Below are 12803 nucleotides of genomic sequence, written 5' to 3' on the forward strand. Positions count from 1 at the left end.
ATGTAGAGTAGATTTTTTAGAAAAAGGAATTCAGTTACTACAAGTAACCAAACGACCCTTTCTGTAGTTTAAAGTGTTTAAAATAGATTATTGAATCAATGATTTGACAGTTTCTCTTCAGCATAAGTCATCATCTTTACAGCCACTTCCTGATCATAAGCAAATCTCATCTTTTGGGCCAGACTTTGAGCTTCTCGATCAAAAACATTCATGGTAGCAAATAAGGACTGATCAACCTTCTCTATACTAGATAGATCAAGAAGTGCTGAGAACACTTTTTCCTTCTCAGCTGGGAGATAGTGAAAAAGGTACTTGTAGTTCTTTCCGATATCAACTGCTCCCCTATCACTTGTCACCTGCCAAGCTAAGACCTTGAGGATTTCTTGCTGGCAAATGCCATAGAGGTGATCAGTCGCATAGATGAGCTGATTTCTTCGAATGGCCTTTACGACATAAGCAGATACCCACCAAAATTCATTGCAGGATACTGCAAATTCCTCTTCGGAGGGCGGAGCGGTCCAGTAACGCTTGGCGTTAGGCTGGTAGGCTTCAAACAAACCTTTTTCGTCTTTTATAACTTCAAATTTTGATTCGCTATCTACCCACTCTTGCATGTGCCCCTTGGGACAGAGAGTTAGATCAATGCGATTACCATCCTCAAAGAGCATGAGATACAGACAACGATTTCCCAGCGTTATCTCTTGCTCAATAATACGTTTGCCAAACTGGTCCAACCAAGAAAGGTCACTCGTCAGAATATCTAAGTTGTCCACGACATACACAACATCATAGTCTTGAAACTCATCTTTTGGTGCTTTTGTATCGGTCCGTGAACCAGACATGGCAATAGCCTTAACTTGTAAAGTTTTGGCGGCCTGTAGAATCACATCAAGCATTTCTGTTTCTGATCTCATATCAATACCTTCTCGTTTTCTCGGATACTCGTTGTCTGCTTCTTCTTTTTGTGAATAGATTCTATACTATAATTCCCCTGTCTGGTAAAGGCTGTACTCTTCGTAATAATATGAAGCATCCACCACCTTAAAGAAACGGGCCTGAGTGAGGTCATCCGTCAGATAACGGGCAAAGCCAAGGATTTTCTGGTCCTCTTCAAGCATCAAGTAATGTACTTTGTACTTCGTCCGATTCTCGGAAAAAGTTTTTGCTCCTGCAAGAGCTCCTCCAAAAAATAAAAGTTCGTCTTTTAACTAAAAATACACTCGTCCGATTTTCGGATAAATAGAATTTACTCCAAAATGCACCGTTAGAAAATCTTGTGTCTCACTTTAGCCCTGGTGAGCTTGCTAGAAATTTTGGTGATTTGAAATTTGATGAGTCCAATCTATCCGTTTTTTTAAAACAAATCGATTGTTTCCAGTATATTATACACAGTATTGCGTACTTCCTCGTTCTGTTCTCCTTTGACTTGACATAATAGAATATTTGCTTTTAAAAGCCATTCATATTGGCTTTTTTTAAAAAGTTTACCTTTTTCATTATAAAAACAAATTTCTTTCTCTCTCAATTTATCAATAATATCAGGAGAAACTATAATATTTTCTGAACTATCAAAGATGTAATATTTTATAATATTTTCAAAAGAAGCAGTATCTTTTTCGTTCTTATAACTATCATACTTATCATTAAGTAACTTCAGCAATTTATCTTTCAAATAATCATTTTCTTCGTTTGGTACAACACAATAAAAATATGCTGGAAAATCTCTATTTTGTGGGATTAAACCAAAACTGCAACCTAAATGATTCATAATTCCAGTATCGTTATAAGAAAATTCTGTACAGCCGGCACCACACCACTGAATATCGTTTTTCAATTTATAACCGTATACTTTAAAATGTTCATCAATTTCAGTATCAGTTAATGGAATTTTCTTAATTACTTTATCAAATTTGGTTTTTAATACTTCTAAATTTGATATATTAGTTTTGGTGTTTGCTATTTTTATTGCATTATCATAAATAATATTCCTTTTTTGGGTTATAGCTGAAGAAAGTGATTTCCCGACTCCTTTTTCTGAATCAAGTGTATCTTCATATGCTGCTTTCAGAGCGTAGTTTTCTTTTAAATAATGATATAAAAAGAAACGATAAGAATACAAAAACAAATACTGTTTGACAGAAGGAATCGGTTTTAAAATTTCTATTGGTGAAAAAATATGACTATCATGTTCTTTACAAAATAGTGGCATAGTACCTGCGTCATTTATATTGATTTCATAAAATAATTCATTATGCAAATCAGGATTTTGTAAATTACTAATAATACTTTTAATATCGGTAGAAAAAACAGAATATCCGTTACTAGTTCTTCCTGCAATCTTTTTTTCTAATAAATTCCTAGGAAAAGTATGAGATTTAATAGGTTTCCTATCGCAATTAGGAAATTGACACTTTTTTCCTTTAGATTCAAAAAAACGCTTCATATTATCTCGGTCGAAAGCTTGAAGTTTTTTTCTATCAGTTATAGAAATATCATGAAGATTATTTCGTTCCATTTGCTTCTTTAGCTTCTCAATTACCAAATGACAATGTTTGTATTTTTTTCCTGAATTATTATCATTTCTTTTGATACACATACTTCAACTTCCTTTTTTTTAAAGCATTTTTTATATTTTATTTTGGCTCCTTACTTAAAAAACAACTTCCCCACTCTCCTCAAGCGTAAACTTAACGTTATCTTCGATCCATTGGCGGCGAGGGGCTGCCTTATCTCCCATTAGGACAGAGACACGGCGTTCTGCACGCGCCAAGTCATCAATGGTGACACGGATCAAGGTGCGGGTTTCTGGGTTCATAGTTGTTTCCCAAAGCTGATCCGCATTCATCTCCCCCAACCCTTTGTAACGTTGGAGGGTTGCTCCACGACCAAAGGTCCGACGTAGGTCTTCCAATTCACTATCAGTCCAGGCATAAGCCACTTCTTCTTTCTTCCCTTTGCCTTTAGACATCTTGTAAAGAGGTGGCATGGCGATATAGACACGTCCTGCTTCAACCAAGGGGCGCATATACCGGTAAAAGAAAGTTAGGAGCAGGGTCTGAATATGGGCTCCATCTGTATCCGCATCGGTCATGATGATAATCTTGTCATAGTTGGCATCTTCAATCGTAAAGTCAGCCCCAACTCCAGCACCGATGGTGTAAATCATGGTGTTGATTTCCTCGTTTTTGAGGATATCGCTCATGTTGGCCTTTTCAGTATTGAGAACCTTCCCTCGAAGCGGAAGGATAGCCTGGAACTTGCGGTCCCGACCTTGCTTGGCAGAACCACCGGCTGAATCCCCTTCGACTAGATATAGTTCGTTCTTGGCAGGATTCTTGGACTGGGCTGGGGTCAATTTACCAGACAAGAGCCCCTTGTCCTTCTTGTTCTTCTTGCCATTTCGACTCTCATCCCGCGCCTTCCGAGCAGCTTCACGCGCATCCCGGGCCTTGATGGCCTTGCGAATCAGATTGGAAGCTAATTCCCCATTTTCCATGAGGAAGAAGGTCAACTTGTCAGCAACAATCCCGTCAACAACTGGTCGAGCAAGTGGACTTCCTAGTTTGTCCTTGGTCTGCCCTTCAAACTGCAAATGAGCTTCTGGAACCAAGATTGAAAGAACAGCAGACAAACCTTCACGGTAGTCTGATCCTTCCAGATTCTTGTCTTTTTCTTTGAGAAGTCCTGTCTTTCTTGCATAGTCGTTCATAGCCTTGGTAATGGCTGTCTTGAGTCCTGTCTCGTGGGTTCCCCCATCCTTAGTGCGGACATTGTTGACGAAGGACAAGATATTATCAGAGTAGCCATCATTGTATTGGAGAGCAACTTCTACTTGAAAGCCTTCTGATTCTCCATTAAAGTAGAGAACGGGTGTCAAGGTTTCCTTATCTTCGTTCAAGTACTCAACGAAATCCTGGACACCATTCTCGTAATGGAAGGCCACATAGTTGTCTTCTTCCTTACGAAGGTCTGTCAACGTCAGTGTTACATCCTTGAGCAAGAAAGCTGATTCTTTGATCCGCTCCGCAATGGTATTAAATTTGAAATCCGTCGTAGAGAAGATGGTTGGATCCGGCATGAAGGTGACCTTGGTTCCTGTCTTGGACTTGGGAGCCGACCCAATCTTCTCAAGAGTGGTAACAGGCTTCCCACCATCCTCAAAGCGTTGCTTATAGACCGCTCCATCACGGGTAATCTCTACCTCAAGCCAGCTAGAGAGGGCATTGACGACCGAAGATCCCACTCCGTGGAGACCACCAGAGGTCTTATAGCCACCTTGCCCAAACTTCCCTCCAGCATGGAGGACGGTAAAGATGACCTCAACGGTTGGTTTGCCCATAGCATGCATCCCTGTCGGCATCCCTCGACCTTGGTCAGCTACAGATAAGGAACCATCTTTGTTGATGGTAACGTCAATTTGAGAACCAAAACCAGATAGGGCTTCATCGACCGCATTGTCGACAATTTCCCAGACCAAATGGTGAAGCCCATTTCCATCTGTCGATCCGATGTACATCCCTGGACGTTTACGGACCGCATCCAACCCTTCTAGTACCTGAATGGCATCGTCATTGTAATTATTAATGTTGATTTCCTTTTTAGACACAAGGAGCCTCCTGTTTGTTCATCTTTTCTATATTACAGTTTTTTAGGAAATTTTGCAAAATTTTTCTTTCTTCTCCCCCTTTAACTAGTCTATTTAAGTGCGATTGATTCAAACCAACTATCCGATGTGACACTTCAGTTAGAAATTTTCTTTTTCATTCAAAGCATTTTTGATATAATGAAACTATGATGAAAACTATTCTTTTACTCGTATTAGCATACTTATTAGGTTCTATCCCTTCTGGTTTGTGGATAGGAAAAGCCTTCTTTAACATCAATCTACGTGAACACGGTTCTGGAAACACAGGGACCACCAATACCTTCCGTATCCTAGGGACCAAGGCTGGTCTGGTCGTCTTTGCGGTTGATTTCCTCAAAGGAACCTTGGCTGTTTTATTGCCGACTATTTTTGGGGTTACAGGGATTTCACCAATGGTCTTTGGTCTTCTCGCCGTCCTTGGACACACCTTCCCTATTTTTGCAGGCTTTAAAGGAGGCAAGGCAGTCGCAACCAGTGCTGGGGTTCTCATTGGTTTCTCTCCTGTTTTCCTCATCCTCTTAGCCATCTATTTCTTTGTTAGCCTCTATTTAACCAGCATGATTTCTTTTTCAAGTGTAACGGTCGCTTTTCTGGCTAGTTTAGGAGTGCTCATCCTTCCATTGACTGGCTGGATCCTCCCAAGCTATGACCTGATTTTCACCCTTATTGTCCTCGCTTTGGCGACCTTGATCATCATCCGCCACAAGGACAATATCAAGCGCATCCTCGATAAGAATGAAAATATCATCTCCTGGGGAAAAAACATCACCCATCAAAAACAAAAAGACTAGAGTCAAATCTCTAGTTTTTTTATTGCTATTACTTTGTCAGCACTCCTCTTCAAAAAAGTTCTATAAGTTTTTTCTTCCTTTTGTTTTTAATCATTGCAGTTTAGGAGGATTTAGTTTATAATATCTTGAATTCAAAATCGGGAGGATTTTTATGAAATTCTATTCATATGATTATGTATTGAGTCAGATTAGTCAACAAAATTGGGTCATGGTGATCATGTCCATTCTCTTAGTGTTGGTAACGGCTTTTTTCGCCTTTAAGGCATTTAAGGATAAACGCGGAAGTAAGTTCCGTGAATTATCAATCATTTCTGTCTTAATCTTAGTGGCCATTGTTTTGATTGGTATTTCAAATTTCCAAAACAACAAGTCCAACGACAATCAATTTCGCTCTTCCCTACACTTTATCGAAGTTGTTTCAAAAGAGTTAGGCGTTGAAAAAGAAGATGTCTATGTCAATACTTCGGATACGACCGATGGAGCTATTATCAAGGTAGACAAGCAATTCTATCGTGCTATTAGCGGAACAGATCCAGATAGCTATTTACTTGAAAAAATTGACTTATATAAAACAGATGTAGAACTGGTGGAGGTTGAAAAATGATAAGCTTTTTTGCTACAATTGCAATTAAATTGGTCTTGGGGCTTCTTTCTCTTGTTTTTGTTATTAACTTAACAGGCAAAGGAAATTTAGCGCCAAGTTCTGCAGTGGACCAAGTGCAAAACTTTGTTCTTGGGGGAATCATCGGTGGGGTTATCTACAATAGTTCTATTACTATTCTTCAATACGCCGTTATTCTCATTATCTGGACTATTTTGATTTTATCACTCAAATGGCTTAATACCAATGTTTACTTCATCAAACATCTGATTGATGGAAAACCAACTATTATCATTAAAAACGGAAAATTAGATCCAGAAGCCTGTCGCTCAAAAGGACTTTCTGCTTCTGACGTTGCTCTTAAATTGCGCTCTCAAGGCATTTTCCAACTGAAAGAGGTCAAAAGAGCCGTCATTGAGCAAAACGGTCAACTCATTGTCGTTCGAATCGGAGATGAAAATCCCAAGTACCCAATCATTACAGATGGTGTGGTCCAAGTAGAGATCTTAGAGACCATTGGTAAAACTGAAGAATGGCTTATAGCCGAACTCAATAAAAAAGGATTTGAAAATGTCGATGACATCTTTATCGCTGAGTACGACAAGGGCGAGATAAATGTCGTGACTTACTAAGATTAGAGTCAACTATTGGTTAACAATAAAAGACTGCAAAAGAGGCTGGGACAAAAGTCCTAGCCTCTTAATTGTCTTTGGATTATCGAGCAAGACGCAGTGGTTGAGTGGGCTCTACTACGCTGATTTCATCAGCTTTTACAGCCCTACTCAACTGTGCAGAGGTGGGACGACGAAATCGAATTCTAACGAATTACCGATTTCTGTCCCACTCTCTTTTTAATTCATCTATCTTTTAATAGTATTCCCCTTGGCGGTAGTTCCAAGAGTTGAAATGATCAGATAAGTGCATCATGATCTTATCGATATCCAACCCTTTACGGATCACGACTGGACAAGTATTGACAGAACGGCTACCTGCTCCTTGTTCTGGGATGAGTTTTCCTTCTGCATCCACCATTGAGACCATCACGCCTTGTTCATAGCGTGTTTCAATGGTCTTGTCTGGTTGGATAGAGGCTACATAATCGTCAGCTTCGATGACCAAGTCTACGGCACCTTCAATGCGCTCACCGATTCCTTCAACCTTACCACGGTTTCCTTTACCGGAAGGGTTGGCTGAAGAGGCGTAAACCATCTTGCCTTCTTTTTCCCACATTTCCTTGGCGATTTGCTCACCAGCTTTACCAAATTTGATAACAAAACAGCTGGTTCCTCGAACGTCTGTCATGAGTTCTTCGCGTCCATCTCCGAAGGCTTGTAATTTTGCATAGGCATCTTCACGCCATGGAAGAATACAACCAAGCAAGATATCTTCATCCCAATGTTTTTGGTAGAAGGCTTCGATTTCAGGATTCAATTGCGCAAGAGCACGAAGTTCATCCATACTTCCGCAGAGAACCACACCTGGTTTGTTGCGGTTGCGTTCTTTGGCTTCAAACTTCCGTTCCAAGCCAGCCTTGTCACTGGTCATGATGATGTAGCCAACTTTGGTAGGGCAGACGATACAGCCACCCTCTCCTTTAAGAATGTCAAATCCTTCTTGTGAAAGTGTTCCGTCCCATTGAATGTGTTTTGTCATAAATTTCGTCCTCTTCTATTTCTTTTTTTCTATTCTATCAAAATTCCCAAAAAGCTTCAATATATTTTCTGAAAATTCTTAATTAACTATACAATTTTTATTGCCAATAGGCGGGCCGATTCTTCTCATAAGCAGCAATCAAGTCCTCATATTGGAGGGTAATCCCAATATCATCTAGACCGTTGAGTAATTTGTTCTTCCAATCCCCATCGATCTCAAAGCTAAATTCTCCAACAGGCGAGATGATCTTCTGCTCTTCCAAATCCACCGTTACCTCATCTGTCGGCTTCAAGCTTGCCAGCTTTTGACGAACCTCTAAAGGCTGGACTATTGGTAGCATCCCATTATTGAGTTCATTATTGTAATGGATATCTCCAAAAGAGCCGGCGATAACGACTTTAAAGCCATAATCAGCTAAAGCCCAGGCAGCATGCTCCCGAGAGGAACCAGCCCCAAAATTGTCGCCAGTAATCAAGATGGTTGCCTTGCTGTATTCTGGTTTGTTAAAGATAAATTCTGGATCCTCGGTGTATTGATCATCCAAGTAGCGCCAAGCGTACATGAGGTATTTACCAAAGCCTTTTTTATCAATCAGCTTTAAAAATTGCTTGGGGAGGATTTGGTCGGTATCGATATTATCGTTCATCAAAGGAACCGTAGTTCCCGTATAAATGGTAAATTTCTCCATGATTCCTCCTTTTACTCAACTTCTGGCATTTGGCGCACATCGACAAAGCGACCGGCTATTGCTGCTGCAGCGGCCATTGCGGGGCTACAGAGATGGGTCTTTGCCCCAAATCCTTGGCGGTCTTCAAAGTTTCGGTTGCTAGTAGAGGCACAGTGGACGCCATCCGGCACCTTGTCTGGATTCATCCCGAGACACATAGAGCATCCTGGATCACGCCATTCAAAGCCAGCATCCAGAAAGATCTTATCCAAACCCATTTTTTCCGCTGCTCGTTTGACAGGACGGGAACCTGGAACGACGATGGCGGTTAAATTAGGGGCAATTTTCTTCCCTTCTACGAAACGGGCAGCCAGTTGTAAATCACTGAGTCGGGCATTGGTACAAGATCCGATAAAGATATAGCCCAACTCGATGTCTGAAGCCTTTTGACCTGGTTGGAGATCCATGTAGGCATAGGCCCGTTCATCATTCATATCCCGAATTTCTGGAAAGGCTGTTTCCACGTCGACTCCCATAGAAGGGTTGGTCCCCCAGGTCACCATGGGTGCTAACTGGGATACATCGATGGTGATGACTCTATCATATGTCGCATCGTTGTCACTGACCAGGGACTGCCAATCGGCTACTGCAGCTTCAAAATCTTTTGGCACACATTCACGACCACGGAGATAGTCAAAAGTCGTCTCATCTGGATTCATAATCCCCATCTTAGAGCCGAATTCAATGGACATATTGCAGATGGTCATCCGCTCTTCCATGGTGAGGCTATCGATTGCTTCCCCTCTATACTCGACCACATGGCCAACCCCACAGGCTACGCCATAACGAGCAATCAAGGCCAAAATATAGTCCTTGGCATAAATCCCCTTCTGAGGCTTTCCAGTAAACTCGACCAAGAGCTTCTTCGGTTTGACCTGCCAGATGGTCTGAGTCGCAAAGACATGCTCCACCTCACTGGTCCCAATTCCAAAGGCAATGGCGCCGAAAGCTCCATGGGTCGCCGTATGGCTGTCTCCACAGACAATGAACTTTCCAGGCTGGGTACGTCCTGTTTCAGGACCAACCATATGGACAATTCCCTGTTTTTCTGAACCATGACCTGCATGATCGATCCCAAAGTCCTTGACATTTTCAGCTAATTTATCAATCTGAGCCTTGGAAATCACATCCCGGATATCATAAATGTTAACAGTCGGGACATTGTGATCAAAGGTTCCAAAGGTTAAATCTGGTCTCCGAACCCTTCTACCAGTGTCTCTAAGCCCTTGAAAAGCCTGGGGACTGGTCACCTCGTGGATATAGTGTTGGTCCACATACATGAGTTGGGGCTGGCCTTCCTCACCGGTCACTACATGCCGTTCCCAGATTTTATCAAAAATTGATTTTCCTGCCATCCTTACCTCCATAAAGCGTAGAGTGTGTAAAGTGTGAGAAGGGTTCCTAAGAGCCAGGTGACCTTAAAATACCACTTCTGTGTCTTGTGATGAAAGAGTAGCCCTCCTATCCAGGCTCCTAGCCCTCCAACTGCAAAAGCATAAAAGAGCAAGGTCTTTTCTGGTATCCGCCAAGTATTTCTTTTGGCCTTTTCCTTATCCACTCCGTAGAGAATCCCTACGAAGAGATTCCATAGAAGGATCAAGCCAGTAATCATTCCTTTTACACTCATAAGCGTTTTATAATCTCTTCTGTCATTTCTTTTGTCGAAGCACTGCCACCTAAGTCTCTCGTAAAGATCCCTGCAGCAAGAGTCGCTTCCACTGCTTTTTCAATGCGGCTAGCATCTTCTTCTCGATCAAAACTTTCTCGCATCATCATGGCAACAGAGAGGATCATCGAGACTGGATTGGCTACTCCTTGACCTGCAATATCTGGAGCTGATCCATGAATAGGCTCATACATGCTTGGACCTGACTCTGAATGGCTAGCCGATGGCATGACCCCAAGAGTGCCAGACAAGACACTTGACTCGTCTGAAAGGATATCACCAAAGAGGTTTTCTGTCACGATGACATCAAAGCGAGAAGGATTGGTAATCATGAGCATGGCTGCTGAGTCTACTAACTGGTGCTCCAGGGTCACATCCGGGAAGTCTTGAGCCACTCGATCAGCTACTTTTCTCCAAAGCTTGGAGGTTGCGAGGACATTTTGCTTATCAATGCTGGTGACTTTCTTGCGACGTCCCCGTGCAATCTCAAAAGCCTTCCGCACGATTCGCTCTACTTCTTCAACCGAGTATTCGTTGATATCCCGTGCTTGATTTTCTTCTAAGATATGCTCTCCGAAGTAGATCCCGCCGGTGAGCTCGCGAACCACTATGAAGTCCACACCATGGATGCGCTCCTCCTTCAATGGAGAGAGGTGCTTGAGGGCATCGTAGATTTTGACCGGACGAATGTTGGCATAAAGGTTGAGCTCCTTACGAAGAGCTAACAAGCCTTGCTCCGGACGAATCGGTGCTTGGTCATACTGAGGACTTCCGATAGCCGCTAAGAGAATGGCATCCGCTTCCTTTGTAGCTTCTAGAGTAGAAGCTGGTAGAGGATGACCAGCCGCATCAATCCCTGCTCCCCCAAATGGATGAGCTTGGACTGAATAGTAAAAATTTGTTTTTTCTGCCACTGCTTTCAGCACGGACAGGCCAGCCTCCATGATCTCTGGTCCAATCCCGTCTCCAGCTAGGGCGACAATCTTCTTCGTCATAGTGTTCTCCTTTAGGCATCTGGTAGATCACGATAGGATACAATGTGACCGATCTCTCCAGCATTCTCTTTTTGCACCAAGGTATTGGCATTGATATAGGCAATCGCTGACGCCTTCAATACGTCAAAGTCTAAACCAGAAGCATTAAAGATGGTATCCGTCGCTTCGTTTTCAACAGTGACCAGAACACGCGCTTGGGCATCAATCCCATCTGTCACCGCATCAATAGTGTAGGAAGTCAGGCGAACCTCTTGATGGAAGAATTGATCAATAGCATTAAAGATTGCTTCCACTGAACCTTGACCTTTGGCAAGGTATTCAAGAATTTCACCATTTTCATTTTTCAGACTGACTGCTGCAGTGATGCTTTCATCTTCATTGGTTGTGAGACGAAGATCATCAAAGTGAAAGCCTTCTGGATTTTCCACTGCTGTACCGGCAACAAGGGCGCGGATATCGGCATCAGTGATCTCGTGTTTCTTGTCTGCCAGAGATTTGAACTTAGCAAACAATGGCTGGATGTCTTCTTCTGTGAATTCCAGTCCCAACTCATGCAGTTTTTCGACAAAGGCATGGCGACCAGACAATTTTCCAAGAGGGAGGCTATTGCTCTTGACACCCACCAACTCAGGAGTGATGATTTCATAGGTAAGAGGATTTTTAAGGACTCCATCCTGGTGAATCCCAGACTCGTGTGAGAAGGCATTGCCGCCAATAACCGCCTTGTTTTTAGGAATTGGAATCCCAGAGTAACGAGAGACCAACTCAGAGGTGTTGATGGTTTCATTAAGGACAATCGGACTCTCCACTTGGAAATAGTCTTCGCGAATATTAAGGGCGACCGCTACTTCTTCAAGTGCAGCATTTCCAGCCCGTTCCCCGATGCCATTTATGGTCCCTTCGACACGACCAGCTCCATTCTTGACAGCGGCGAGGCTATTAGCCACCGCCATTCCTAGATCATCATGGCAATGAGGGGAATAGATAATCTCACGATCTGTCTTGACATGGTCAATCAAGTATTTGAAAATGGCTCCGTACTCTGCTGGTGTCGTGAAACCGACTGTATCAGGAATATTGATGTAGCTAGCACCAGCATCGACCGCAGTCTGGACGACTTGCAAGAGGAAATCCAACTCCGTCCGTGTCGCATCTTCGGGCGAGAATTCAACAACTTCAAACTTAGAACGCGCATAAGAAACGTGTTCCTTGATCGCTTCAAGAATTTCTTCCTTGGTCTTGTTGAGTTTAAACTCCCGGTGAATGGGACTGGTTGCGATAAAGACATGAATTTGCGGATACTTAGCATCCTTCAAAGCTTCATAGCAAGCATCGATATCGGATTTAACAGAACGTGCCAAGCCTGTTACTGCTGTCTTCGTCAAGACCTTTGCAATTTCCTGCACAGCTGTGAAGGAATCCGGACTGGCTGCTGGAAAGCCCGCTTCAATCGCAGATATGCCCCACTTTTCCAATTGCTTAGCAATGGCAATCTTTTCTTTGATAGAAAAATTAACTCCAGGAGTCTGTTCTCCATCCCGAAGACTGGTATCTAAAAATTCAACTTTACGCATAGGGTCTCCTCTTTTCTAAACATAGTGAATAAAATAAAAACATCTCGCCAGTTACCTAAGCGAGATGTTTTGTTACTCCCGCTTGGTAAGCCAAACAGGACTAATGCTTTTGCACTAGCCCGAGTACCTCAACAACAAAGCGAATTGAATA

13 protein-coding genes are annotated in these 12803 nt (G+C 42.4%); 3 read left to right on the forward strand and 10 right to left on the reverse strand.

Features of this window, described 5'->3' with window-relative positions; all coding sequences use genetic code 11:
* Positions 1 to 95 precede the first annotated feature (95 nt).
* The 4 genes from K1J10_RS02855 to parE form a co-directional block, all read right to left on the reverse strand.
* Positions 96 to 914 carry an aminoglycoside 6-adenylyltransferase gene (locus K1J10_RS02855; RefSeq protein ID WP_223355797.1) on the reverse strand — a complete coding sequence of 273 codons (819 nt, stop codon included), beginning with the start codon at positions 912 to 914 and terminating at the stop codon, positions 96 to 98.
* A 66-nt stretch (positions 915 to 980) separates the two neighbouring features.
* Positions 981 to 1118 (reverse strand): hypothetical protein, encoded by a 138-nt coding sequence (locus K1J10_RS02860; RefSeq protein ID WP_223355798.1) that lies wholly within the window; start codon positions 1116 to 1118, stop codon positions 981 to 983.
* Positions 1119 to 1354: 236 nt separating this feature from the next.
* Positions 1355 to 2596: a nucleic acid-binding protein gene (locus tag K1J10_RS02865; RefSeq protein WP_223355799.1), complete on the reverse strand. Its 1242-nt coding sequence runs from the start codon at positions 2594 to 2596 to the stop codon at positions 1355 to 1357.
* A gap of 54 nt (positions 2597 to 2650) precedes the next feature.
* On the reverse strand, positions 2651 to 4606 hold the full coding sequence (gene parE, locus K1J10_RS02870) for a DNA topoisomerase IV subunit B (protein ID WP_223355800.1): 1956 nt from the start codon (positions 4604 to 4606) through the stop codon (positions 2651 to 2653).
* Between the two features lie 188 nt (positions 4607 to 4794).
* Between parE and plsY the strand changes: the two genes are divergently transcribed.
* The 3 genes from plsY (at position 4795) to K1J10_RS02885 (ending at position 6669) form a co-directional block, all read left to right on the forward strand.
* Positions 4795 to 5436, forward strand: coding sequence for a glycerol-3-phosphate 1-O-acyltransferase PlsY (plsY, locus tag K1J10_RS02875; protein ID WP_223355801.1), 642 nt, complete (start codon positions 4795 to 4797; stop codon positions 5434 to 5436).
* A gap of 151 nt (positions 5437 to 5587) precedes the next feature.
* On the forward strand, positions 5588 to 6040 hold the full coding sequence (locus K1J10_RS02880; protein WP_223355802.1) for a DUF3290 family protein: 453 nt from the start codon (positions 5588 to 5590) through the stop codon (positions 6038 to 6040).
* Positions 6037 to 6669, forward strand: a complete 633-nt coding sequence (locus K1J10_RS02885) for a DUF421 domain-containing protein (RefSeq protein WP_223355803.1) — start codon at positions 6037 to 6039, stop codon at positions 6667 to 6669. Before K1J10_RS02880 ends, K1J10_RS02885 begins: the two co-directional genes overlap by 4 nt.
* A 235-nt stretch (positions 6670 to 6904) precedes the next feature.
* Here the strand turns inward: K1J10_RS02885 and K1J10_RS02890 are convergent, their stop codons facing one another.
* The 6 genes from K1J10_RS02890 to K1J10_RS02915 all read right to left on the reverse strand — a co-directional run bounded on the left by K1J10_RS02890 (position 6905) and on the right by K1J10_RS02915 (position 12652).
* A complete protein-coding gene (locus tag K1J10_RS02890) occupies positions 6905 to 7690 on the reverse strand; it encodes an L-threonylcarbamoyladenylate synthase (RefSeq protein ID WP_006596430.1) in 786 nt (261 codons plus the stop codon).
* Between the two features lie 97 nt (positions 7691 to 7787).
* Positions 7788 to 8378 (reverse strand): 3-isopropylmalate dehydratase small subunit, encoded by a 591-nt coding sequence (gene leuD, locus K1J10_RS02895; protein WP_006596431.1) that lies wholly within the window; start codon positions 8376 to 8378, stop codon positions 7788 to 7790.
* An 11-nt stretch (positions 8379 to 8389) separates the two neighbouring features.
* Complete coding sequence (leuC, locus tag K1J10_RS02900) at positions 8390 to 9772, reverse strand: 3-isopropylmalate dehydratase large subunit (RefSeq protein ID WP_140813962.1); 1383 nt, start codon at positions 9770 to 9772, stop codon at positions 8390 to 8392.
* A 2-nt stretch (positions 9773 to 9774) separates the two neighbouring features.
* Positions 9775 to 10044 carry a DUF1294 domain-containing protein gene (locus K1J10_RS02905; RefSeq protein WP_048689804.1) on the reverse strand — a complete coding sequence of 90 codons (270 nt, stop codon included), beginning with the start codon at positions 10042 to 10044 and terminating at the stop codon, positions 9775 to 9777.
* Complete coding sequence (leuB, locus tag K1J10_RS02910) at positions 10041 to 11078, reverse strand: 3-isopropylmalate dehydrogenase (RefSeq protein ID WP_223355804.1); 1038 nt, start codon at positions 11076 to 11078, stop codon at positions 10041 to 10043. Before leuB ends, K1J10_RS02905 begins: the two co-directional genes overlap by 4 nt.
* Before the next feature lie 11 nt (positions 11079 to 11089).
* Complete coding sequence (locus K1J10_RS02915) at positions 11090 to 12652, reverse strand: 2-isopropylmalate synthase (protein ID WP_223355805.1); 1563 nt, start codon at positions 12650 to 12652, stop codon at positions 11090 to 11092.
* Positions 12653 to 12803 lie beyond the last annotated feature (151 nt).

The sequence above is a fragment of the Streptococcus australis genome, assembly GCF_019930045.1.
Classification (GTDB): domain Bacteria; phylum Bacillota; class Bacilli; order Lactobacillales; family Streptococcaceae; genus Streptococcus; species Streptococcus australis_D.

Coding starts and splice junctions, on each gene's coding strand:
- K1J10_RS02855 (WP_223355797.1), bottom strand. CDS start 914: ATGAGATCAGAAACAGAAATGCTTGATGTGATTCTACAGGCCGCCAAA.
- K1J10_RS02860 (WP_223355798.1), bottom strand. CDS start 1,118: ATGCTTGAAGAGGACCAGAAAATCCTTGGCTTTGCCCGTTATCTGACG.
- K1J10_RS02865 (WP_223355799.1), bottom strand. CDS start 2,596: ATGTGTATCAAAAGAAATGATAATAATTCAGGAAAAAAATACAAACAT.
- plsY (WP_223355801.1), top strand. CDS start 4,795: ATGAAAACTATTCTTTTACTCGTATTAGCATACTTATTAGGTTCTATC.
- K1J10_RS02880 (WP_223355802.1), top strand. CDS start 5,588: ATGAAATTCTATTCATATGATTATGTATTGAGTCAGATTAGTCAACAA.
- K1J10_RS02885 (WP_223355803.1), top strand. CDS start 6,037: ATGATAAGCTTTTTTGCTACAATTGCAATTAAATTGGTCTTGGGGCTT.
- K1J10_RS02890 (WP_006596430.1), bottom strand. CDS start 7,690: ATGACAAAACACATTCAATGGGACGGAACACTTTCACAAGAAGGATTT.
- leuD (WP_006596431.1), bottom strand. CDS start 8,378: ATGGAGAAATTTACCATTTATACGGGAACTACGGTTCCTTTGATGAAC.
- leuC (WP_140813962.1), bottom strand. CDS start 9,772: ATGGCAGGAAAATCAATTTTTGATAAAATCTGGGAACGGCATGTAGTG.
- K1J10_RS02905 (WP_048689804.1), bottom strand. CDS start 10,044: ATGAGTGTAAAAGGAATGATTACTGGCTTGATCCTTCTATGGAATCTC.
- leuB (WP_223355804.1), bottom strand. CDS start 11,078: ATGACGAAGAAGATTGTCGCCCTAGCTGGAGACGGGATTGGACCAGAG.
- K1J10_RS02915 (WP_223355805.1), bottom strand. CDS start 12,652: ATGCGTAAAGTTGAATTTTTAGATACCAGTCTTCGGGATGGAGAACAG.